Origin of the sequence: Paraburkholderia dioscoreae (assembly GCF_902459535.1) — a bacterium.
Lineage (GTDB): Bacteria > Pseudomonadota > Gammaproteobacteria > Burkholderiales > Burkholderiaceae > Paraburkholderia > Paraburkholderia dioscoreae.
Genome location: NZ_LR699553.1, coordinates 4228999 through 4248878 on the forward strand (window position 1 = coordinate 4228999; position 19880 = coordinate 4248878).

20 protein-coding genes are annotated in these 19880 nt (G+C 64.3%); 9 read left to right on the plus strand and 11 right to left on the minus strand.

Annotated elements, in window-relative coordinates:
* Positions 1 to 2: 2 nt before the first annotated feature.
* Both PDMSB3_RS19175 and PDMSB3_RS19180 read right to left on the minus strand, forming a co-directional pair.
* On the minus strand, positions 3 to 398 hold the full coding sequence (locus tag PDMSB3_RS19175; RefSeq protein WP_007179890.1) for a dihydroneopterin aldolase: 396 nt from the start codon (positions 396 to 398) through the stop codon (positions 3 to 5).
* A gap of 88 nt (positions 399 to 486) precedes the next feature.
* Positions 487 to 1305, minus strand: coding sequence for an SDR family oxidoreductase (locus tag PDMSB3_RS19180; RefSeq protein WP_007179891.1), 819 nt, complete (start codon positions 1303 to 1305; stop codon positions 487 to 489).
* Between the two features lie 13 nt (positions 1306 to 1318).
* Here PDMSB3_RS19180 and PDMSB3_RS19185 point away from each other — a divergent pair, with 13 nt between their 5' ends.
* Positions 1319 to 2509, plus strand: coding sequence for a class I SAM-dependent methyltransferase (locus tag PDMSB3_RS19185; RefSeq protein ID WP_165187177.1), 1191 nt, complete (start codon positions 1319 to 1321; stop codon positions 2507 to 2509).
* Positions 2510 to 2531: 22 nt separating this feature from the next.
* Positions 2532 to 2726, plus strand: coding sequence for a DUF2905 domain-containing protein (locus tag PDMSB3_RS19190; RefSeq protein WP_007179893.1), 195 nt, complete (start codon positions 2532 to 2534; stop codon positions 2724 to 2726).
* A 70-nt stretch (positions 2727 to 2796) separates the two neighbouring features.
* Here the strand turns inward: PDMSB3_RS19190 and PDMSB3_RS19195 are convergent, their stop codons facing one another.
* The 4 genes from PDMSB3_RS19195 to PDMSB3_RS19210 form a co-directional block, all read right to left on the minus strand.
* Positions 2797 to 4029, minus strand: a complete 1233-nt coding sequence (locus PDMSB3_RS19195; protein WP_007179894.1) for a multifunctional CCA addition/repair protein — start codon at positions 4027 to 4029, stop codon at positions 2797 to 2799.
* A complete protein-coding gene (locus PDMSB3_RS19200) occupies positions 4026 to 4679 on the minus strand; it encodes a glutathione S-transferase family protein (RefSeq protein ID WP_165187180.1) in 654 nt (217 codons plus the stop codon). The genes PDMSB3_RS19195 and PDMSB3_RS19200 overlap by 4 nt, the downstream gene beginning before the upstream one ends.
* 28 nt (positions 4680 to 4707) lie before the next feature.
* Positions 4708 to 5661: a complex I NDUFA9 subunit family protein gene (locus PDMSB3_RS19205; protein ID WP_007179896.1), complete on the minus strand. Its 954-nt coding sequence runs from the start codon at positions 5659 to 5661 to the stop codon at positions 4708 to 4710.
* A gap of 81 nt (positions 5662 to 5742) precedes the next feature.
* Entirely contained in the window at positions 5743 to 7710 is a 1968-nt protein-coding gene (locus PDMSB3_RS19210) for a lytic transglycosylase domain-containing protein (RefSeq protein WP_165187182.1), read from the minus strand.
* 77 nt (positions 7711 to 7787) lie between these two features.
* On the opposite strand from PDMSB3_RS19210, the gene PDMSB3_RS19215 reads away from it, so the two are divergent.
* Positions 7788 to 8330: a 5-formyltetrahydrofolate cyclo-ligase gene (locus PDMSB3_RS19215; RefSeq protein WP_007179898.1), complete on the plus strand. Its 543-nt coding sequence runs from the start codon at positions 7788 to 7790 to the stop codon at positions 8328 to 8330.
* Positions 8331 to 8387: 57 nt separating this feature from the next.
* On the opposite strand, the gene PDMSB3_RS19220 is transcribed toward PDMSB3_RS19215, so the two are convergent.
* Positions 8388 to 8900, minus strand: a complete 513-nt coding sequence (locus tag PDMSB3_RS19220) for a winged helix DNA-binding protein (protein ID WP_007179899.1) — start codon at positions 8898 to 8900, stop codon at positions 8388 to 8390.
* A gap of 207 nt (positions 8901 to 9107) precedes the next feature.
* Between PDMSB3_RS19220 and pxpB the strand changes: the two genes are divergently transcribed.
* The 6 genes from pxpB (at position 9108) to PDMSB3_RS19250 (ending at position 15583) form a co-directional block, all read left to right on the plus strand.
* On the plus strand, positions 9108 to 9761 hold the full coding sequence (gene pxpB, locus PDMSB3_RS19225; RefSeq protein ID WP_165187184.1) for a 5-oxoprolinase subunit PxpB: 654 nt from the start codon (positions 9108 to 9110) through the stop codon (positions 9759 to 9761).
* Entirely contained in the window at positions 9758 to 10810 is a 1053-nt protein-coding gene (locus tag PDMSB3_RS19230) for a 5-oxoprolinase subunit C family protein (RefSeq protein WP_007179901.1), read from the plus strand. Before pxpB ends, PDMSB3_RS19230 begins: the two co-directional genes overlap by 4 nt.
* 20 nt (positions 10811 to 10830) lie before the next feature.
* Positions 10831 to 11583 carry a 5-oxoprolinase subunit PxpA gene (gene pxpA / locus PDMSB3_RS19235; protein WP_007179902.1) on the plus strand — a complete coding sequence of 251 codons (753 nt, stop codon included), beginning with the start codon at positions 10831 to 10833 and terminating at the stop codon, positions 11581 to 11583.
* A gap of 276 nt (positions 11584 to 11859) precedes the next feature.
* Entirely contained in the window at positions 11860 to 12609 is a 750-nt protein-coding gene (locus PDMSB3_RS19240; protein ID WP_007179903.1) for a DUF969 domain-containing protein, read from the plus strand.
* A complete protein-coding gene (locus PDMSB3_RS19245; RefSeq protein ID WP_007179904.1) occupies positions 12606 to 13562 on the plus strand; it encodes a DUF979 domain-containing protein in 957 nt (318 codons plus the stop codon). The genes PDMSB3_RS19240 and PDMSB3_RS19245 overlap by 4 nt, the downstream gene beginning before the upstream one ends.
* A 215-nt stretch (positions 13563 to 13777) precedes the next feature.
* Positions 13778 to 15583 (plus strand): tetratricopeptide repeat protein, encoded by a 1806-nt coding sequence (locus tag PDMSB3_RS19250; protein ID WP_165187186.1) that lies wholly within the window; start codon positions 13778 to 13780, stop codon positions 15581 to 15583.
* Between the two features lie 214 nt (positions 15584 to 15797).
* Here PDMSB3_RS19250 and PDMSB3_RS19255 read toward each other — a convergent pair whose 3' ends face one another.
* The 4 genes from PDMSB3_RS19255 to PDMSB3_RS19270 are packed head-to-tail and all read right to left on the minus strand — an operon-like array spanning position 15798 to position 19879.
* The gene (locus PDMSB3_RS19255; RefSeq protein ID WP_007179906.1) at positions 15798 to 16949 is read right to left on the minus strand and encodes a TraB/GumN family protein; all 1152 of its coding nucleotides are present in this window, start codon (positions 16947 to 16949) and stop codon (positions 15798 to 15800) included.
* Positions 16942 to 17961: a peptide ABC transporter ATP-binding protein gene (locus PDMSB3_RS19260; RefSeq protein WP_007179907.1), complete on the minus strand. Its 1020-nt coding sequence runs from the start codon at positions 17959 to 17961 to the stop codon at positions 16942 to 16944. Before PDMSB3_RS19260 ends, PDMSB3_RS19255 begins: the two co-directional genes overlap by 8 nt.
* The gene (locus tag PDMSB3_RS19265; protein ID WP_007179908.1) at positions 17958 to 18962 is read right to left on the minus strand and encodes an ABC transporter ATP-binding protein; all 1005 of its coding nucleotides are present in this window, start codon (positions 18960 to 18962) and stop codon (positions 17958 to 17960) included. Before PDMSB3_RS19265 ends, PDMSB3_RS19260 begins: the two co-directional genes overlap by 4 nt.
* Complete coding sequence (locus PDMSB3_RS19270) at positions 18962 to 19879, minus strand: ABC transporter permease subunit (protein WP_007179909.1); 918 nt, start codon at positions 19877 to 19879, stop codon at positions 18962 to 18964. The genes PDMSB3_RS19265 and PDMSB3_RS19270 overlap by 1 nt, the downstream gene beginning before the upstream one ends.
* Position 19880 lies beyond the last annotated feature (1 nt).

Genomic DNA, 19880 nt, shown 5'->3' on the forward strand with positions numbered 1-19880 from the left:
GCTCAATCCTCCTTGATACGGAAGACTTCGACGCCCACCGCGTCGCAGTCGGGATAAACGTCCGGCTTTTCCGTCGACACGCGCGCCGCCCGCACTTGCGGATGTTCGAGCATGGTCTTCACGAGATCGTCGCAGAGCGTTTCCTGCAAGTGGATATGGCCTTGCTCGACGCGGCGCGAGATGGTGGAACGCATGAAGTCGTAGTCGACCACTTCGTTCAGCTTGTCGTGGACCGGCGTGGACAGCGCGAGCGGCACGAACAGTTCGACGTTGATCACGACGCGCTGTTCGCCGCGCTTTTCGAAGTCGTGCACGCCAATGTTGATGTGCACTTCGTAATTGCGCAGAAAAAGCCGGCGGCAATCGGCGAGCCGGGGATGCGAAAGAGCGGCAAACATGTTCGTTCCAGTCGAAAAAAGCGTGCGGAGCACGCAAAGGGGCGCGTCAAACGACGGCGGCCGCCAGAGTGGCGGCTCGCCGTGCGCTTCAGGCGCCCATCAAAAACATAACGTCACGCGGCAGCGGCACGAGGTGCTGCCCGCCGTCGACCACCAGCGTCGTTCCGGTCACGCCCGCTGCGTCCGCGAGATACAGCGCGGCGGCGACAATATCCTCGGCCCGCGACGCGCGGCCCAAAGGCGTAGTACGGTGAGCGGCTTCAAAACCCTCCGGCGTCTGATCGCCGGATTGCATCGTCAAACCGGGCGCGAGCCCGACCACGCGCACTTTCGGCGCCAACGCCTGGGCCAGCGCGACGGTGGCTGTCTGCAACGCCGCCTTGGTCAGCGTGTACGACAGGTAATCCGGGTTCATGTTGTACAGCTTCTGATCCAGCACGTTGATCACCACGCTGCGCAAGCTTTCGTCGGCGCGCGCGGCCTCCGGCGTCAACTCGTACAAACCGCGCGCCAGCACCAGCGGCGCGCCGAGGTTCATCGCGGTCAGCTTCAGCAGCAGCTCGTAACCGACGGTGTACGCCGTGTCCTCCTCGAAGCGCGAGGCGTTGTTGACGATACACGAGGGCCGGCCCAAGGCGTCGATACAAGCCGGTAAAAGCCGCTGGACTTGCGCCTCGTCGGCCAATTCCGCGTGCAGCGCGACCGCCCGGCGGCCCAGGGCGGTGATTTCTGCGACCAGTTCGTCGGCTTGCGCACCCGAGGCGCCGTAATGGACGGCCACGTCCCAGCCACGCGCGGCAAAACCGAGCGCGAGCGAGCGCCCGATACGGCGGGCGGCGCCGGTAATCAGCACGACACGCGGCGTTTCAGGTGCGCGGGCGGCGGCGGTGTCCAGAGAGGCGGTCATTTACAATGCGGGGATGAATCCGAAAGCTCACCAACCCGATAGTTTACCTGCTCCCGGCCCGAGCGCGCTGGCGCAGTCCGAAGCGCTGGTCGCGCAGCTCCGTGCGGAGCTCGAAGCCGCCGGCGGCTGGCTGCCGTTCGACCGCTACATGGAACGTGCGCTGTACGCGCCGGGACTGGGCTATTACAGCGGCGGCGCCCGCAAATTCGGTCTGCGCGGCGACGACGGCAGCGACTTCGTCACCGCGCCGGAACTGTCGCCGCTGTTCGCCGCAACGCTGGCGCGCCCGATTGCGGAAGCCTTGCAGGCGAGCGGCACGCGCAACGTGATGGAATTCGGCGCCGGCACCGGCAAACTCGCCGCCGGCCTGCTCGATGCGCTCGACGCGTTGGGTGCCGAATTCGACAGCTACTCGATCTTGGATCTGTCGGGCGAACTCCGTGAGCGTCAACGCGAGGCGATCGAGGCCGCGGTGCCGGCGCTCGCCGCCAAAGTGCGCTGGCTGGACGCGCTGCCGGAGCGGTTCGAAGGTGTGGTGATCGGCAACGAGGTGCTGGACGCAATGCCTGTGCGGCTGTTCGCCTTCACCGGCGGCGCCTGGCACGAACGCGGCGTGGTGTGGCGCGACGAAGCGTTCGCATTCGACGACCGGCCCGTGTCCGCCGCGGCGGATCTCGCGCTGCTGTCGGAAATCGACACAGCCGGCGAAGACTACGTGACGGAGACGCACGAAGCCGCCAGCGCATTCACGCGCACCATCTGCACGATGCTTGTACGCGGCGCGGCCTTTTTTATCGATTACGGTTTTCCGCGTCACGAGTATTACCACGCGCAGCGCGCGCAAGGCACGTTGATGTGCCATTACCGGCATCGTGCGCACGGCGATCCGTTCCTCTACCCCGGCTTGCAGGACATCACCGCACACGTTGAATTCACCGGCATCGCCGAGGCGGGCGTCGAGACGGGCGCGGACCTGCTGGGCTTTACGTCGCAAGCGCGGTTTCTGCTCAATGCGGGAATCACCGAGGCGCTGGCGGAGATCGATCCCGCGGACACCAAACAGTATTTGCCCGCGGCGAATGCGGTGCAGAAGTTGTTGTCGGAAGCGGAGATGGGTGAACTGTTCAAGGTGATTGCCTTCTCGCGCGGACTGGACGATACGCTGCAAGCATTCGCGAGCGGCGACCGGTCGCATACCCTGTGAATTTCCGCATCAGGAACCGACGATGATCCGCTGGCTGTTGACTACGTTTATTGCCGTGGCGGTGTTGTCGTCGTGCTGGCCGTGGCTCAGAAAAATTGGCATTGGCCGCATGCCGGGTGACGTAACCTTGCGCCTCTTTGGGCGCGAGTACCCGTTTCCGTTCATGTCGACGCTGGTGTTGTCGATGGTGTTGTCGCTTCTGGCCAGACTGCTCTAGGGTCCGCTGCCTTTAGCGGCGGCAATGGCGTGGGCCTCACGCTTGCCGCCGCTCTCGCAACCTGAAGGTCTTAGCCGAGGACCGCTTCCACGGCCCGGACCCGCTCCTGATGCACGGCGTCCTTGATGCCGGCCGGCGCGTCGGCGAGCCGTTTGGCCACGGCGCCGGCATCCACGCCCCGCGCCGCGACGAGCGCCACTCTCAACCGCTCAGCCTGCGGATAGTCCCGCATCTCAAACCCCAGCCGCCCACGGGCATCGGCTTCACAGGCCTGCAAGGCTTCAGCAAAGCGCGCGGGTTTGCGGATCGCGTCGCTGCGCTCGATCAGCCTCACCAGCGCAGCAGCACCCATTTCCATCACGCGATGAATGTTGCCGTGCTCGCGCGCAACCAGCAGCGCGAGATCGCGGCAATCGTTCGGCACGCGCAGCCGCTCGCATAAAGGCTTCAGCAGATCCACACTGCGCCCTTCGTGGCCGATATGCCGCGGCAACACGTCTTCGGGCGTGGTCGCCTTGCCGAGGTCATGCGTCAGCGCCGCAAACCGGACCGGCAATGTATAACCCTGCTGCGCTGCATGGTCGACTACCATCATCACGTGCACGCCCGTGTCCACTTCGGGATGATAGTCGGCGCGCTGCGGCACGCCGAACAGCGCGTCGATTTCCGGCAGAATCCGCGCCAGCGCACCGCACTCGCGCAGCACCTCGAACATGCGCGACGGCTTCTTTTCCATCAGACCGCGCGACACTTCCTGCCACACGCGTTCGGCCACCAGCGCGTCCACTTCGCCGTCGGCCACCATCTTGCGCATGAGCGCCAGCGTCTCCGGCGCGACGGTGAAGTCCACAAAGCGGGCCGCAAACCGGGCGATCCGCAAAATCCGCACGGGGTCTTCGAGAAACGCGTCACTGACGTGGCGGAAGAGGCGCGCCTGCAAATCACCCTGGCCATTGAACGGGTCGATCACCGGGCCGGTCAACTCGCCGTCCGGACGCACTTCGCGCGCCATTGCGTTGATGGTCAGATCGCGGCGCGCGAGGTCTTCTTCCAGCGTGACATCCGGCGCATAGAAAAACTGGAAACCGTGATAGCCGGCCGCCGTCTTGCGCTCAGTGCGGGCGAGCGCGTACTCCTCATGCGTCTGCGGATGCAGGAACACCGGAAAATCCTTGCCCACCGGACGGTAGCCTTGCGCGACCATCTGCTCCGGCGTGGCGCCGACTACCACGTAATCACGATCCTGCACCGGTACGCCCAGTAACTCGTCGCGGATCGCGCCGCCTACTGCATAGATGTTCATGGGCATACGTCTTGATAAGCGATCGCATACGTTTCGCTCAGCGCGTCATCGATCCACGCTTGCACCGCCGGCAGTTCCGTCACTCGCTGCACGTAAGCTCCAGACACGTCCGAGAGCGCCGGCTGCCAGGTCCGGAAGCGCATCACGACCGGCGCGTACATCGCATCGGCAATGCTGAATTCGCCGAACAGAAACGGGCCGCCATAAGTGTCCAGACAGTCGCGCCAGATCGCCTCGATCCGCGCGATGTCCGCCAGCGCGCCTAGCGTGGCGTTCTTGCCGGGGAACGACGCGCGAATGTTCATCCACATGTTCGAGCGCAACGCGCCGAAACCCGAGTGCATTTCCGCGCTCACACTGCGCGCGTGGCTACGCGCCGCCGCATCGCGCGGCCACAGCGCATGTTGAGGGAAACGCTCAGCCAGTGTTTCGGCAATCGCCAGCGAATCCCACGTGGGTTGACCGTCGTCGCCGATCAGACACGGGATCTTGCCCGGACCCGACGGCGCGAGCGCGAGCACTTTCGAATTGGTGTCCGGCTGATTCAGATGGATCAGCACCTCCTCGAACGGAATGTCGAAATGTTTGAACAGCAGCCACGGACGCATCGACCATGACGAGTAATTCTTGTCGCCTATAAGCAGCTTCATGCTTTGAATAAGAAATGAGGAGAAAAAATCAGCGCCCCGCGCTCGCGCGAAACGTGTCGAAACGCGAACGTGTCGACGCGCCGGTCAGATAGATCGGCGCGATCGTTTCGATGCTGGCCGGCTCGATGCCGAGTTCAGGCGCAAGCGGTCCGCTCAGCACGTTGTCGACTTTCATCGAATCGAGATTGTCGCGCGAGATCACCGGCTCGCCGGGCGCCATTTCGAAAGTCAACGCCTGCAGGCGTGCGAACGCCTCCGGCAAACGGATGATGCGCGCATGCTTGCCGATCACGTCGCCGCAATACTTGACGAGATCTTCGAGCGTATAGACCGTCGGACCGCCCAGTTCGTAGGTGCGGCCGCCGGCTGCATCGAGATCGAGCACGTTGACGATCGCCTTGGCCACATCGCCCACGTACACCGGCTGGAATTTCGCATCCGGCATGGCGAGCGGAATCACCGGAAACATCCGCTGCAGGAAGGCGAACTTGTTGAGGAATTGATCTTCAGGTCCGAACACCACCGACGGCCGGAAAATCGTCCATGCGAGATTGGCCGCGTGCACGGCCTTCTCGCCGTCGCCCTTCGAGCGCGTGTACATGCTCGGGCCGTTCGGGTCGGCGCCCAACGCGCCGACATGCAGCAGCCGGTGCACGCCCTTGCCTTCGCACGCGGCCACGATTCTGGTGGGCAACTCCACGTGCATTCGCGCGAACTCCGGACCATACGGCGTGCCGCGTTTGCCGTGCAGCGTGGCCACGAGATTGATCACGCAATCAGCGCCCTCGACAAAACGCGCGAGTTGAACCGGATCGAACACGTCCGCTTCGATCACGTCGATGGGCAGGAGGGTGAGATGGCGTGCGTTGTAGCGTCGCCGGGTGGCGATGCGCACGTCTTTGCCCGCTTCGACGAGCGCGTTGACGAGATGGCTGCCGATAAACCCGGAACCGCCGATGATCGCAATAGCTTTGTGTCGCATTTTTCGACTCCCTGGTGGAAGCCGCGGCAACGGCTGGCGTGGCGCGCCGCCGCTCGAAACGAGACGGCGGCGGCACGGCGCTTACGGTGCGATGTAACCCAGACGCGCCTTCAGCGATTGCGGACGGCCTTCGAACAATGCCGCATAGTAGACCGTGTTGGACAACACATTCTTAACGTAGTCGCGCGTTTCCTGGAACGGAATCGCCTCGGCGAAGATCGCGCCTTCCACCGGATGCTGCAACGATTGCCGCCAGCTACGCGGACGGCCGGGCCCTGCGTTATAGCCTGCGGTGGCCAGCACGGCGGACCCGTCGAACTGATTGTAGATCATCGACAGATAGTTCGTGCCCAGCAGGATATTGGTGTTGATGTCGTTCATCTGTTCGCGCGAGATCGGACCCAGGCCGATCTTCTTCGCGACCAGTTGCGCGGTGCCCGGCATCAACTGCATCAAACCGCTCGCGCCGACTTCCGAGCGCGCATTCATGATGAAGCGCGACTCCTGGCGAATCAGGCCATAGGCCCATTCCACATCCAGCCCATTCGACTGCGAATCGCGCTCGACGATATCCTTGAACGGCGACAGATAACGCAGCGAGAAATCGTGCTCGGTCTTCGTGCGGTCCGCCGTGTTGACGGTGCGGTCATACAGCTGGATACGGCGTGCGTATTCGGCGGTGGCGAGCAGTTGCCGGTCGCTCATGGTGCGCAGCGGCCAGTTCCATTCGCGATTGCCTTCGAGCCGCAGATTCAGCGCATAGAAGCGCTGCGCCAGATCGAAGCCGGGCGTGTTGCCGGCCTGTTGCACTTCGGCGTCGGTCACCGTGGTTTTCGGCGGGACCGTGATCTTCTGGCCTAATTCTTCCGCGGCCAACTGGCCGTAGAAGTTGTAGCCCTGCGAGATCGACTCGAATTCCTGGTTGGCCGTGCTCGTGTCGCCCGCCTGCTTGAGCGCGCGTGCATGCCAATACACCCACGACGGCTGATTGCGCAGCGCCGCCGGCATCTGTTCGATCGACCAGCGCACCATCGTCCAGTCGCCCGCGAGCAAGGCGGTGCGGGTGCGCCATTCATACGCCGGGTTCGACAGCGGCGCATTCACCGACAGGCGATACCAGTCCACCGCGCCCGGCATCTGCTTGGCCGCTGCCTGATAAGCAATCGTGCCCCAGCCGATGGCGCGCTCCGGCGAACTCAGCGACGGCGCCACCGACGCGAACGTGGCCGCGGCCATGGCCGGGTCGTTGCGCGCCATGCGCGTGATGGCCAGCAACGCGAGCTGATGCGACTGCGTATCCGGCCCGACACCGCGCGCCAGCAGCAACGGCGGCGTGGTGGTGGCCTGATTGAACAGCACCGGGTCGGGCGGCTGGTTGCTGAGCGCGTCGACGAGCTTCGCGCCCGTGTTGGTGTAGTTCTGTTCGTAGGCGAGGCGGATCTGTTGCCACACGTCGGTGGAACTGAACTGCTGGTTGATGGCGAGCGCGTTGATCAGATCCACGCAGCCGTCGCCGTACCATTTCGGATCGACGAGCAGCGCGCGGGCCGCGTCGGCCACGTTCTCGCCGCGCGAGGCGCGCGATTCGAGCGCGTAGCACTTCACCTGCGTGTCGTCGTTCAGCACGAAGCGGGCGTATTGCTGATCGAAATTGCGCCAGTCGTGCCGCGCACCTAGCACCGTGAGATAGTCGTTGCGCAAGCGGTCGGCGATCGCCTGGCCGTCGTACTTCTGCAGGAAGCTCAGCACCGGCGCGTCCGGCGCGTCGACCCGTGCGTGCCCGCCAGAATCGAACAGCTGCGGCTTGATCTGGAAGTACTCCAGATATGAAGGCGCCGGATAGCTCGGGATCATGCTCGCCAACTGCGCGGCGCGCGCCGCGTCGTTACTGCGGGCCGCCTCGCGCAGTTGAACGAAGATCTGGTCGTCGTTCGTGAGTTGCGAAAGAGGAAGGGGCTTGACGGCGGAGGCCGTGCTGCACGCGACGAGTGCCGCGGCGGCAAGCGCCAGACCGGCCGCGCGATATACTCGGTAAAGGCGTTTTGACATCGTTGTTTCTGGAGCGCGAATTGAACCCAAGCATAGCATGCAACCCTGCCGCGGAATCGAAAAAGGCACTGCGTAAAATGCTATTGGAAGCAAGGCTGCAAGCGGCTTCCGAGCCCGCGCGCAATAGCGCGCTCGCACGGCACCTGCTCGATGCGTTGAAGCAGTACGACGTGAACAGCGTGGGATTCTACTGGCCGCTCGCCGGCGAATTCGACGCCCGCGCCGCGATCTCGATCTGGCTTGCGGCAAGCACGCAGCGTGAAGCGAGTTTGCCGGTGGTCAAGGAGCGCGGCGTGCCGCTCGAATTTCATGCATGGACGCCCGATACGCCCATGAAGATCGGTCATCACAAAATCACCGTGCCGGCTTCCGGGCGGGTCGTGATTCCCGAGCTGCTGTTCGTGCCGTGCGTCGGTTTCGACGCTCACGGCTACCGGCTCGGTTATGGCGGCGGCTATTACGATCGTACGCTGGCTGCGTGGCCGGGCGCGAAAAAGCCCATCACCGTGGGTATCGCGTACGAAGCGTGCCGCACGCCGGCATTGCGGCGCGAAGCCCATGACATTCCACTCGACCTGATCGTCACCGAGGCGGCGCTCTATCCGCACCCGGCGGATTAAGCGTTTGGTGAGCGCTGCACGAAGCGGCTGCGCCGCCGCCGCGCAAACCGGGCTGCGTTATAAAGACGCGGCCGCCCGCGCGGCCGTGTCGTAGAGACCGGACGCGTTGCGCATCAGTTGCGCCGCTTCGCCGATCTGCTCGTTGGTCAGGCCGCTTTCCTTGAGCGTCGAAATCAGACAGCTCTCGCGCACCTCGCGATATTTCAGACAGAGTTCGCGGCCGGCCTCGGTCGCGGAGAAGAACACTTCCTTGCCGGTCTTTTCGCTTTTTACATACCCTCTAGCTACGAGCTTCTTCAACGCGTAGGTGGCGACGTGCGTGTCTTCGATGTTCAGCACGAAGCAGATGTCCGCCAGTTTCTTGCGGCGCTCGCGATGGCTGACGTGGTGCAGCAGCGAGACCTCGATGGCGGTCATGTCCTTGTCGCCGGCCGCCGACATGCAGCGCACCATCCATCGGTTGAATGCGTTGCCTGCCATGATGAGCGCGTACTCGAGTTCTGACAGCTCCGCGCTGGTCTCGGACACGAGATGTTCCGAGGAGACGATCTTGGTGGGATGGCGCGACATGGCGAAGATTCTCGAGAGGCAGTTTGGGAAGGTGTCGGGAGTGTACGACGAGCGCCCGATCCAGGGGAGCCTGGCAAAAACGCTTATTGATAAATTGTTGATATTTTATTGATAATGTACGCTTCAATCGTCGTCCATCCGATGCCGATAGCTGTTCAAAGGGTACGCTGTGCCCGAATCCTCCGACTCGATCTGGGCTGTTAATCCATGAGCCAACCAAGAATCTTTCCGCTCGGCGATACCGCGCTAGTCTGCGAAGCGCCGCCGCCGGCCACGCTGGAATGCCAGCGTCGCGTGTGGGCGGCCGCCGAAGCCGCGCGCGAATGGCCGCATGTGCTGGAAGTGGTGCCTGGCATGAACAACCTCACCCTCGTTTTCGATCCGCTCGAAGCCGACCGCGACGCCCTGGTGAGTCACCTACAGGCGGCCTGGAATGCGGTGAGCGACGCGCCTGCGCCAGGCCGCGAAGTCGAGATTCCGGTGCAGTACGGCGGCGAGTTCGGCCCCGATCTGCACGAGGTCGCCAATCACACGGGCTTGAGCGTGCGCGAGGTCGTCGAACGTCATTCGAAGGGCGACTACGTGGTGTTCTTCCTCGGCTTCCAGCCGGGCTTCGCCTATATGGGCGGACTCGAAGCCGCGCTGCACACGCCGCGCCGCGCGTCGCCGCGGCTCGAGGTGCCGGCCGGGTCCGTCGGCATCGGCGGCGAGCAGACCGGCATCTATCCGGCCACCTCGCCCGGCGGCTGGCAGTTGATCGGCCGCACCGAACTGCCGCTGTTCGACCCGACGCGCCGGCCGCCCACGCTGCTGCAGCCGGGCGACCTGGTGCGCTTCACCATCGCGGGGATACACGCATGATCGATGTGATTCGCGCGGGTCTGCTGACCACGATTCAGGATCTCGGCCGCCACGGCTATCGGCATCTGGGTGTCGCGATGGGCGGCGCGCTCGATCGTCTGTCGCTCGAAGTGGGCAACCGGCTGGTCGGCAACCGCCCCGATGCGGCGGGACTCGAAATCACCTTCGGTCCGACCGTGCTGCGCTTTCTGCGCGCCACGCGGGTGGCGATCACCGGCACCGAATTCGGCGCGACGCTCGATGGCAAACCCGTCTACTCGTGGTGGAGCCTGCCGGTACAGGCCGGCCAGGAACTGGTGCTGAACGCAGCCAAACGCGGCATGCGCGGTTATGTGTGCGTGGCGGGCGGCGTCGACGTCCTGCCGATGCTCGGCTCGCGCAGCACCGATCTCGCCGGCCATTTCGGCGGACTCGGCGGCCGTGCGTTGCGCGACGGCGACCGTCTGCCGGTTGGCGCACCGCCGCAACGCGGCCATGCCGGCTTTACGCCCGAGGCGCCGGAGTTCGGCGTGAAGGCGCCCGCCTGGTGCAAGTTCGTGCTGGTTCACGAGCCGCTGCGGCGTGGCCGTCATCCGTCGGGCGTGCCGTGGGCGGTGCCGATCCGTGTGCTGCGCGGACCGGAATACGAGAGCTTCACCGACGAAGCCCACGAATCGTTCTGGGCCGATGAATGGCTCGTCACGCCGAACAGCAACCGCATGGGCTACCGCCTTGCCGGCGCCGAGCTCAAACGCACCCGCAAAACCGATCTGCTTTCGCACGCGGTCTTGCCCGGCACGATTCAGGTGCCGCCGAACGGCCAGCCGATCGTGCTGATGAGCGACGCGCAAACCACCGGCGGTTATCCGAAGATCGGCGCCGTGATCCAGGCCGACCTCTGGAAGCTCGCGCAGGTTCGCCTGAACGCATCCGTCCGCTTTATCCCGACGACGCCCCACGAGGCGCGTCAGGCTTTACTCGAAGAACGCACGTATTTGCGGCAGATCGACGCCGCGATCGCGATGCATGAAGAACGCTGCGCGCGCCGGTCGGCCGTCGCGACGCTGTGATACTGAGGCAGAGGAACACCATGGAAATCGATTTGAACGCCGATCTGGGCGAAGGCTGCGGGTCCGACGAGGCACTGCTCGATCTGGTCAGCTCGGCGAATATCGCGTGCGGCTGGCACGCGGGCGGCGCCAATGCGATGCGCGACTGCGTGCGCTGGGCGGTGCAGAAAGGCGTGTCGATCGGCGCGCATCCAAGCTTCAATGATCCGGAAAATTTCGGCCGCAAGGAAATGGATCTGCCGGCCAACGACATCTACGCGGGCGTGCTGTATCAACTCGGCGCGCTGTCCGCGATCGCCCAGGCCGAGGGCGGGCGCGTCGCGCACGTCAAGCCGCACGGTGCGCTCTATAACCAGGCCGCGCGCGACAGCAGGATCGCCGACGCGATCGTTTCGGCGGTGCACGATTTCGACCCGTCGGTGGCAGTGTTCGCGCTCGCCAACAGCGGACTCGTGACGGCCGCGCGCAACGTGGGTCTCACCGCCGTCGAAGAAGTTTTCGCTGACCGCGGCTATCGCGCGGACGGTTCGCTGGTGCCGCGCAAAGAACCCGGCGCGTTGCTCGACGACGAAGACAAGGTGCTGGCGCGCACGCTCTCGATGATTCGCGAGCAACGCGTGCAGGCCGTGGACGGTCAATGGGTGCCGCTGAACGCGCAGACCATCTGCCTGCATGGCGACGGCCCGCATGCGCTGGCATTCGCGCGGCGCATCCGCGGCGCGCTCCAGGACGCCGGCATCGAAGTCCACGCGGCCGGCGCCGCCCGCGCCTGAACGTCGGCACGGGCACAAGCCGGACGCGTTCATCCGGGCACGAGCCGGACAGCGCGACTCAACCCCTGCGCACCTTCCAACGCCCCGCCTGACGCGGGGCGTTGACCAGGTACAGGACGCATTGCAGTACCCGCAGTCGATCAGCAGGTGCAGGTGTAGTTCGAAGCAGACGCGGCCATCAAGAGCCGCGGCAACAAGACGGCGCCCGGACCATCAGGCGCCGGCCCACGTTAGCCGCCACAAGCGGCAAGGTTGAAACCCTGTTTGGAGATCCAGATGCAGACAACAGTCAGTCTATGGCCGCTCATTGGCGTGGCCGTCATCATCGTCGGCTTTTTATTGCGGTTCAATCCGATGCTGATCGTGGCGGTCGCCGCGATTATCACGGGCCTCGCCGCGCACTTCCCGCCTGAAAAGATTCTTGCCGAGATCGGCACGGGCTTCATCAAGACGCGCAATATCCCGTTGATCATTCTCCTGCCGCTTGCCGTCATCGGTCTGCTCGAACGGCATGGACTGCGTGAACGGGCGCAAGCGTGGATCGGCGGCATCAAGGCCGCGACCGCCGGGCGTCTTCTGATCGTCTACCTGCTGGTGCGGGAGTTGACGGCGGCGGTCGGCCTGACCGGACTCGGCGGCCATCCGCAGATGGTGCGTCCGCTGATCGCGCCGATGGCCGAAGGCGCGACCGAAACGCGCTTCGGCAAGATCAGCGACGCGGTGCGTTTCAAATTGCGCGCCTTCTCCGCGGCGACCGACAACGTGGGCCTCTTCTTCGGTGAGGACATCTTCGTCGCGTTCGGCGCGATCGTGCTGATGACCACCTTCCTGAAGGAAGCAGGGATCATCGTCGAGCCGATTCACGTGGCGGTGTGGGGCATTCCGACCGCTATCTGCGCGTTCATCGTTCACGGCTTCCGGCTCTATCTGCTCGATCGCAAACTCGAACGCGAGCTGCGCGGCAACGCCGTGGCGGGCAACCCCGCTGTTTCGTCGACGCAAACCGCCGCAGGAGACAAAGCATGACGCTCACGATCACCTATCTGTTCTGGCTGCTGGGCGCGGTGCTGCTCGTCGTCGGCGGCATGATCGTCACGGACAGGGATCACCCGCGCCGTTTCACCGCCGGCGGTTTCTGGATTCTCTACGCGCTGATCTTCCTGATCGGCGACAAGCTGCCGCCTTCGGTGGTCGGCGTGCTCGTCATCGTGATGGCGCTGATTGCGGGCTTTGGCGGCGTGACCGCGGGCAAGCCGAAAGTGCTGTCGCTCGAAGCGCGCATGGCGAGCGCCGCGCGCCTTCGCAACAAGCTGTTCGTGCCCGCGCTGACGATTCCGGTCGTCACCGTGATCATCACACTCTCGGCGAGTCATCTCGTGTTCGGTGGCATGCCGTTGATCGAGAAGGCCAATGTCACGCTGATCGGATTCGGCATCGGCTGCGTGATCGCGCTCGCGATTGCCTGCGTGATGACGCGCGACACCGTGGGCCAGTCCATGAAAGAAGCGCGCCGGCTGGTCGATGCATTGTCGTGGGCCGCGGTCCTGCCGCAGATGCTCGGCATGCTCGGCCTCGTGTTCTCGGACGCCGGCGTCGGCAAAGCTGTGGCGCATGTGACCACGGCCTACATCAGTCTCGACTATCGCTTCATTGCGGTGGCCGTGTACTGCATCGGCATGGCGCTCTTCACCATGGTGATGGGCAACGGCTTCGCCGCATTCCCGGTGATGACAGGCGGTGTCGGCGTACCGATTCTGGTAGGCGTGTTTCACGGCAATCCGGCGGTGATGGTCGCGATCGGCATGTTCAGCGGCTACTGCGGCACGCTAATGACGCCGATGGCCGCGAACTTCAACATGGTGCCGGCCGCGCTGCTGGAATTGCCCGATAAGAACGCGGTGATCAAAGTGCAGATACCCACGGCGCTCACCTTGCTGGTCGTGAACATCTTCCTGCTGAATTTCCTGATGTTCCTGTAGGACTCTTACTTTCGCAATCAATAAACACTGACGTATCGCAGGATCTTTCTGCGATACGTTAGTGAAATGGACACACTGCACGACAGGGATGCCGCCGAATTAGGAAGCGTCCGATCGTCGGGAAACGGAAGGCGAGCCTACGATGCTGAATCGTCTCCCATCCACACGCGCCGGCACGCGCAGCACGCACTGCCGACGCTCTCCCGCAGGTTTCCATGGAACATCAGTCCCAGCCTGAGCGCGCGCACGCCGCACCGCCGCACACCGCCTATCTCACCGCATTGATCGACGCCGCGCTCGAAGCGCACCAGGCCGGTCGCCTCGACTCCGCCGAATCGTTTTACCGCGAGGCGCTCACGCTCGATAGCGCCCATACGGGCGCACTGCACTACTTCGGCGTGCTGCACTATCAGCGCGGCGCTCACGACATCGCCGCCAGCTTGATGAGCCGCGCGCTCAAACTCGACCGTCACGATGCCGCCTGCTGGAGCAACCGCGGACTCGTGGCGGCCGCGCTCGGCCATCTCGACGAAGCGATGATCTGCTACGACCAGGCGCTGCAACTCCAGCCCGATTTTGCCGACGCGCACAACAACTTCGGCGCCGCGTTGCAAGCGCAAGGCGCGTTGCTGGAAGCGGTCGAACATTACCGGCTGGCGCTGGCGTCGAACCCCATGTTGCTCGACGCGCATTTGAACCTCGGCACGGCGCTGAACAAACTCGCTCGTTTCGACGAAGCGCTGGCGTGCTATCGCCACGTTCTGTCGCTCGATCCTGCATCGGCTGAAGCGCACTTCAGCGCGGGTAATACGCATCAGGCGCGAGGCGACCACGGCGCGGCGATCGCCAGCTTCGAGCAAGCCGTGGCGCTGCGTGCGGATTACGCGGAGGCACACGTCAACCTGGGCAGCCTGATCGGCAAGCTCGGCGACTATGCGGGCGCCGAATCGCATTACCGGCGCGCGGTCGCGCTCAAACCGATTCCGACTCATCTCGTGTGTCTGGGCGGATCGCTCGGTGCGCAAGGGCGCCTCGACGAAGAAGAAGGCTTCTATCGCCAGGCGCTCGCGCTCGATCCGCACTACGCAGATGCCCATCAGAATCTCGCGTGGCTGTTGCTCAAGCGCGGCGACTACAAGCAGGGCTGGGCCGAATTCGCGCTGCGCTGGCGCAAGACCGACTACGACGCGATCGCGGTGCCGGGCGTGCCCGAGTGGCGTGGCGAGCCGCTCGAAGGGCGCCGCCTGCTGCTGGTCGGCGAGCAGGGTTTTGGTGACCACTTCCAGTTCGTGCGCTTTGCAAGCGTGCTTGCCCAACGTGGCGCAAGCGTCGACCTCTGCGTGCGGGAACCTCTGTTACCTTTGGTCGAACGCGTAGCGGGCGTGCATCGCGCGTATAGTGGCGAGCCCGACGGCGACTACGATTTCTGGGTGCCGATGATGAGCATTCCGTCCTGCCTCGGCATGGATCTCTCCACCCTTCCTGCGGACGTGCCCTACCTGTCCGCCGACAAGACAAAGATCAAGGCATGGCGCAAGCGGCTCGGCGCGGCCGACAAATCGAAGCGCAAGGTGGGGGTCGTCTGGGCCGGCAGCCCGACATTCGGCAACGACCGCTATCGGTCGATGACACTGACCGACCTGAGCGCGCTCAGCGAGTTGAAGAACGTGGCCTGGTACGCGCTGCAAAAAGGCCCGGCGCATGCGCAACTGGCCGGCGCGCCGTCGGCTTTCGGCGCGCACGATTTCACCGCCGAGTTGAACAACTTCGAAGACACGGCCGCGTTGATCATGAATCTCGATCTGGTGATCGCGGTGGACACCGGCGTTGCGCATCTGGCGGGGGCGTTGGGCAAACCGGTGTGGTTGCTGTTGCCCGCCAATTCCGATTGGCGCTGGCTGGAGTCGCGCAGCGAATCGCCGTGGTATCCGGGGATGAGGTTGTTCCGGCAAGCGGTGTTGGGGGATTGGGCGCCGGTGGTCACGTGCGTGGCCGAGGCACTACGCAACGGCACTCTCTGAACGCCACACGCTGCGTTCAGGCCCGACACCTCTGCGCAGCGTCGCTCACATCTCGCGTAAAGGCACCTATGGCTGCGTGTTCCGCGAGCAGTTTGCGGCACACGTCAGCATCGGACTGGCGCCTCAGATAACGGTTCCGGTCATGGCCGAACGGCCTATTCCGTTTAGGACGCTTGGGCCCTTGCGTATGTTTCGTCCTGGGTTCCGACGAATGTCACCCCGCCTCCACCACAAACCCGCGCTGCCGCAAAAGCTCCAGCACGCCTTTGCGGCCACCCAGATGCAATGCGCCGATCGCCACGAACACCGGCTTGTTAGGCGCGGCGATCAGCAGCATTCGCGAAACGAAGCGCCGGTTGCGGTCATAGACGATCTTGTTATCGATCGAATCGGAAATACGCTTATCACGCGCGAGTTTTTCGGATTTCGCAGCCTGCCAGGCAGCGATCGCATCCGCATCGCCCACGCGCCACAGACGATGCAGAGTCCGCACGTCCTCGACATTTTGCGCCGGCGTCTGCACCAGATCCTGCGCCAGCATCTCCCGCTGCTGCGCGAGCGTCAGCCCCGTGAACGCGCGCATCTGCTGCGGCAAGGTCTCGAGACCGACAATCTTGCCGCGCGTGCGGATATACACGTTCTGTAACTGCGCTTCAGAGCCGTACTCGGTCTGCAGGCCGGCACTCAGAGAATCGTAGGTTTCGACCAGCAACGAAGCGAGCCACGGCCGCATTTTCTTGATCGCGTCCAGTGCCGCCGGGTTACCGCGTAACCGTACGGCCAGCTTGTGCCACAAAGGCTCGGGCAGCAAACCCGGCAGACAGTCGCGCCGGCAAACGCCATACTTCGAGACATCGTCTTGCGAAACGAGCAGTTCGTCGGGTGAGAGTTCGAGCGCCAGCGTCGGCGAGGCAGCCAGTGCGCCGAGGATCGGTGCGCGAAAGGGCTGATTGGCGGGGTAGTCGGCGGGATCGCCGACGTGCAGCGTGCCCAGCACGTAGATGGTGGTCGTGCCGCGTGTCGCGACATAGAACGGCATGCGCGCCGGCTGCGCACGCACTGGGCCGCTTGCCGTGGTGCCCGGCGAGGCGGGCGGCGGATTGAAACCGGGCAAGCTCGCGCGCGGCGGCGCCGGCATGTTGGGCACCGGCAGCGCCGGACGTCCCGCCTGTGAGGGTGCGTTGGCAGCTGCGCCGGCGGCATGCGCGACACCGATCGCTGCCGTGCCCAGATGAAATACAGAACAAACGGCGAGGAGCGCGGCACCGGTCAGTGCACGCGCCCTCCAGCGCCGCGTGAAAGCAGCGCCAGGGTCGCCATCACGCAAGCGGCACGTAAGACGACGCGCCGCCAACCCATCAGGCATCCACGTCCCCCACCTCCTCGGCACGGTGACACGACACCTGGCGGCCATCCACTTCGCGCAGCTTCGGTTCTTCGCTGCGGCAGCGGTCGATCACGTATGGGCAGCGCTGATGAAACGTGCAACCCGACGGCGGATTCAGCGGCGACGGCATTTCACCTTGCAGCTTGATCTTGATGCTGCGATCCGCTTCGAAGATGGAAGGCGTGGCCGACATCAGCGCGCGCGTGTACGGATGACACGGCTTCGAGAAAATCCGCGTCTTGTCGCCGAGTTCCGCCACGCCGCCGAAGTACATCACCATCACATCGTCGGCGATATGCTCCACCACCGAAAGGTTGTGCGAGATGAACACGTAGCTGGTCTTGAACTGCTCCTGCAGATCCATGAACAGATTCAGAATCTGCGCCTGGATCGACACGTCGAGCGCCGACACGGGTTCATCGGCCACCACGATCTGCGGATCCAGAATCATCGCGCGCGCAATCGCCACGCGCTGCCGCTGGCCGCCGGAGAACATATGCGGATAGCGCTTCGCGTGTTCCGGACGCAGTCCGACAGTGCGCATCATCTGCGCGATCCGTTCGGCGCGTTCGGTCGCGCTCAGTTGCGTGTTGATCGCGAGCGGCTCGCCGAGCGTCTGCTCAACGGTCTTGCGCGGATTGAGCGAAGCAAACGGGTTCTGGAACACCATCTGCACGCGCCGCCGCAGCGCCGCGATCTTCGCGTGATCGGCGCCGGCCACGTCTTCACCGTCGATCAGCAGGCGGCCCGCGCTGGGCGCTTCGATCATGGTGAGTTGACGCGCGAGCGTCGATTTGCCGCAGCCGGATTCACCGACCACCGCCAAGGTCTTGCCGCGTTCGAGCGCGAACGAGACACCGTTGAGCGCCTTCACCGTGCCGGATGCGAACATGCCGCGCTTGACCGTGTAGTAACGCGCGAGCTTGTCGGCCACCAGCACGTGATCGCCCGCATGATCCGACTGGCGCCGCGTTTCGGGTACTGCGTTCATCGTGCGCCTCCATGCGTGTGAACGTTGGCGTCGCCGCTCAGGTTCAGGGGTTTGATGCAGCGCACGCGCGCCACTTCGGCGTGACCTTGCATCGGCGCGAGTGCGGGACGCGCCTTCGTGCAGTCGTCGACCACGTACTTGCAGCGCGGTGCGAAGAGACACCCCTTCGGGCGGTCGTCGCGGCCCGGCACCATGCCCGGCAGTGCCGCGAGTCGCACGGCTCCGACATTGTGCTCGGGAATCGCCGCCAGCAACGCTTCCGTGTACGGATGATGCGGCGCGGCGAAAATGTCTGGCACTTTGTTCGTTTCGATCACTTCGCCAGCGTACATGACCGCGACGCGTTGCGCGACCTCGGACACCACCGCCAGATCGTGCGAGATCAGCACGAGCGCCATGCCGCGTTCCTTCTGCAGCTTGATCAGCAGTTCCATGATCTGCGCCTGGATCGTCACGTCGAGCGCGGTAGTGGGCTCATCGGCGATCAGCAGCTTCGGATTGCAGGCAATCGCCATTGCGATCATCACGCGTTGGTTCATGCCGCCCGACATCTGATGCGGGAACGAACTGATACGGCTTTTCGCATCCGGAATGCCGACCTGATCGAGAAGTTCCAGCGCGCGTTTGTCCAACGCGCTGCCGCGCAGGCCTTCGTGCAGCTTCAGCACTTCCTTGATCTGATAGCCGACCGTGTAGCTGGGGTTCAGACTGGTGAGCGCGTCCTGGAACACCATCGCGATGTCTTTGCCGACGATCTTGCGGCGTTCCTTCGCCGATGCCTTCAGCAGGTTCTTGCCGTTGAAGGTGATTTCGTCGGCCGTCACTTTGCCGGGTGCGTCGATCAGGCCCATCAGCGCCATCATCGTCACGCTCTTGCCCGAGCCCGACTCGCCGACTACGCCGACCACTTCGCCCGGCGCGATATCGAGGCTGATCCGGTCGACGGCGGGCAGTCCGTTGAAGTCCACCGCGAGATTGCGGATGGTTAATAAGCTGGTCATTACGCCATCCTTTTCAGTTTCGGGTCGAGTGCGTCGCGCAGCCCGTCGCCGAGCAGATTGATGGCGAGCACCGAGATCAGGATGGACAGACCCGGCATGGTGACGATCCACCAGGCGCTGTCGATGTAGTCGCGCGCCGAGGCCAGCATCGCGCCCCACTCCGCCGAAGGCGGTTGCACGCCGAGGCCGAGAAAGCCGAGCGCCGCGGCGTCGAGGATCGCCGACGAAAAGCCCAACGTAGCCTGCACGATCAGCGGCGCGGTGCAGTTCGGCAGCACTTGCGAGAACATCAGACGCAAGGTGCTGGCGCCCGCCACGCGCGAAGCCGTCACGTATTCCTTCTGCAACTCGCCCTGCGCCGACGCACGCGTCAAACGCACATAGCCTGGCAAGGCGACGATCGCGATGGCGAGCATGGTATTGACGAGACCCGGGCCGATGATCGCCACCACCGCCACGGCGAGCAGCAGCGACGGCAACGCGAGCAGCACGTCCATGATGCGCATGATCGGCGTGTCGGCCCACTTCTCGAAGAATGCCGCGATCAGCCCGAGCACGATGCCCGGAATCAGCGCGAGCACCACCGAAACGAAGCCGATCCAGAACGACAGCCGCGCGCCGTACATCAGACGCGAGAGGATGTCGCGGCCCGCTTCGTCGGTGCCGAGAATGAACTTCCAGTTGCCGCCGTCGAGCCATGCGGGCGGAATCTTCACGAAGTCGCGGTATTGCTCGATCGGGCTGTGCGGCGCGATCAACGGCGCGAAGATCGCGACGAAGATCAACAGCAGCACGACGATGCCGGCGCCGACCGCGCCACGGTTACGCGAGAAATTCGCCCAGAATTCACGGGCGGCGATAGCGCGGCCGCTTGGGGGCGTGACCGACTGGGGGACTGTGTTTTGTATGTCTGCCATG

Excerpts from the sequence above, each read along its gene's own strand:
- PDMSB3_RS19175 (WP_007179890.1), bottom strand. The coding sequence starts at position 398 with ATGTTTGCCGCTCTTTCGCATCCCCGGCTCGCCGATTGCCGCCGGCTT.
- PDMSB3_RS19180 (WP_007179891.1), bottom strand. The coding sequence starts at position 1,305 with ATGACCGCCTCTCTGGACACCGCCGCCGCCCGCGCACCTGAAACGCCG.
- PDMSB3_RS19185 (WP_165187177.1), top strand. The coding sequence starts at position 1,319 with ATGAATCCGAAAGCTCACCAACCCGATAGTTTACCTGCTCCCGGCCCG.
- PDMSB3_RS19190 (WP_007179893.1), top strand. The coding sequence starts at position 2,532 with ATGATCCGCTGGCTGTTGACTACGTTTATTGCCGTGGCGGTGTTGTCG.
- PDMSB3_RS19195 (WP_007179894.1), bottom strand. The coding sequence starts at position 4,029 with ATGAACATCTATGCAGTAGGCGGCGCGATCCGCGACGAGTTACTGGGC.
- PDMSB3_RS19200 (WP_165187180.1), bottom strand. The coding sequence starts at position 4,679 with ATGAAGCTGCTTATAGGCGACAAGAATTACTCGTCATGGTCGATGCGT.
- PDMSB3_RS19205 (WP_007179896.1), bottom strand. The coding sequence starts at position 5,661 with ATGCGACACAAAGCTATTGCGATCATCGGCGGTTCCGGGTTTATCGGC.
- PDMSB3_RS19210 (WP_165187182.1), bottom strand. The coding sequence starts at position 7,710 with ATGTCAAAACGCCTTTACCGAGTATATCGCGCGGCCGGTCTGGCGCTT.
- PDMSB3_RS19215 (WP_007179898.1), top strand. The coding sequence starts at position 7,788 with ATGCTATTGGAAGCAAGGCTGCAAGCGGCTTCCGAGCCCGCGCGCAAT.
- PDMSB3_RS19220 (WP_007179899.1), bottom strand. The coding sequence starts at position 8,900 with ATGTCGCGCCATCCCACCAAGATCGTCTCCTCGGAACATCTCGTGTCC.
- pxpB (WP_165187184.1), top strand. The coding sequence starts at position 9,108 with ATGAGCCAACCAAGAATCTTTCCGCTCGGCGATACCGCGCTAGTCTGC.
- PDMSB3_RS19230 (WP_007179901.1), top strand. The coding sequence starts at position 9,758 with ATGATCGATGTGATTCGCGCGGGTCTGCTGACCACGATTCAGGATCTC.
- pxpA (WP_007179902.1), top strand. The coding sequence starts at position 10,831 with ATGGAAATCGATTTGAACGCCGATCTGGGCGAAGGCTGCGGGTCCGAC.
- PDMSB3_RS19240 (WP_007179903.1), top strand. The coding sequence starts at position 11,860 with ATGCAGACAACAGTCAGTCTATGGCCGCTCATTGGCGTGGCCGTCATC.
- PDMSB3_RS19245 (WP_007179904.1), top strand. The coding sequence starts at position 12,606 with ATGACGCTCACGATCACCTATCTGTTCTGGCTGCTGGGCGCGGTGCTG.
- PDMSB3_RS19250 (WP_165187186.1), top strand. The coding sequence starts at position 13,778 with ATGGAACATCAGTCCCAGCCTGAGCGCGCGCACGCCGCACCGCCGCAC.
- PDMSB3_RS19255 (WP_007179906.1), bottom strand. The coding sequence starts at position 16,949 with ATGCCTGATGGGTTGGCGGCGCGTCGTCTTACGTGCCGCTTGCGTGAT.
- PDMSB3_RS19260 (WP_007179907.1), bottom strand. The coding sequence starts at position 17,961 with ATGAACGCAGTACCCGAAACGCGGCGCCAGTCGGATCATGCGGGCGAT.
- PDMSB3_RS19265 (WP_007179908.1), bottom strand. The coding sequence starts at position 18,962 with ATGACCAGCTTATTAACCATCCGCAATCTCGCGGTGGACTTCAACGGA.
- PDMSB3_RS19270 (WP_007179909.1), bottom strand. The coding sequence starts at position 19,879 with ATGGCAGACATACAAAACACAGTCCCCCAGTCGGTCACGCCCCCAAGC.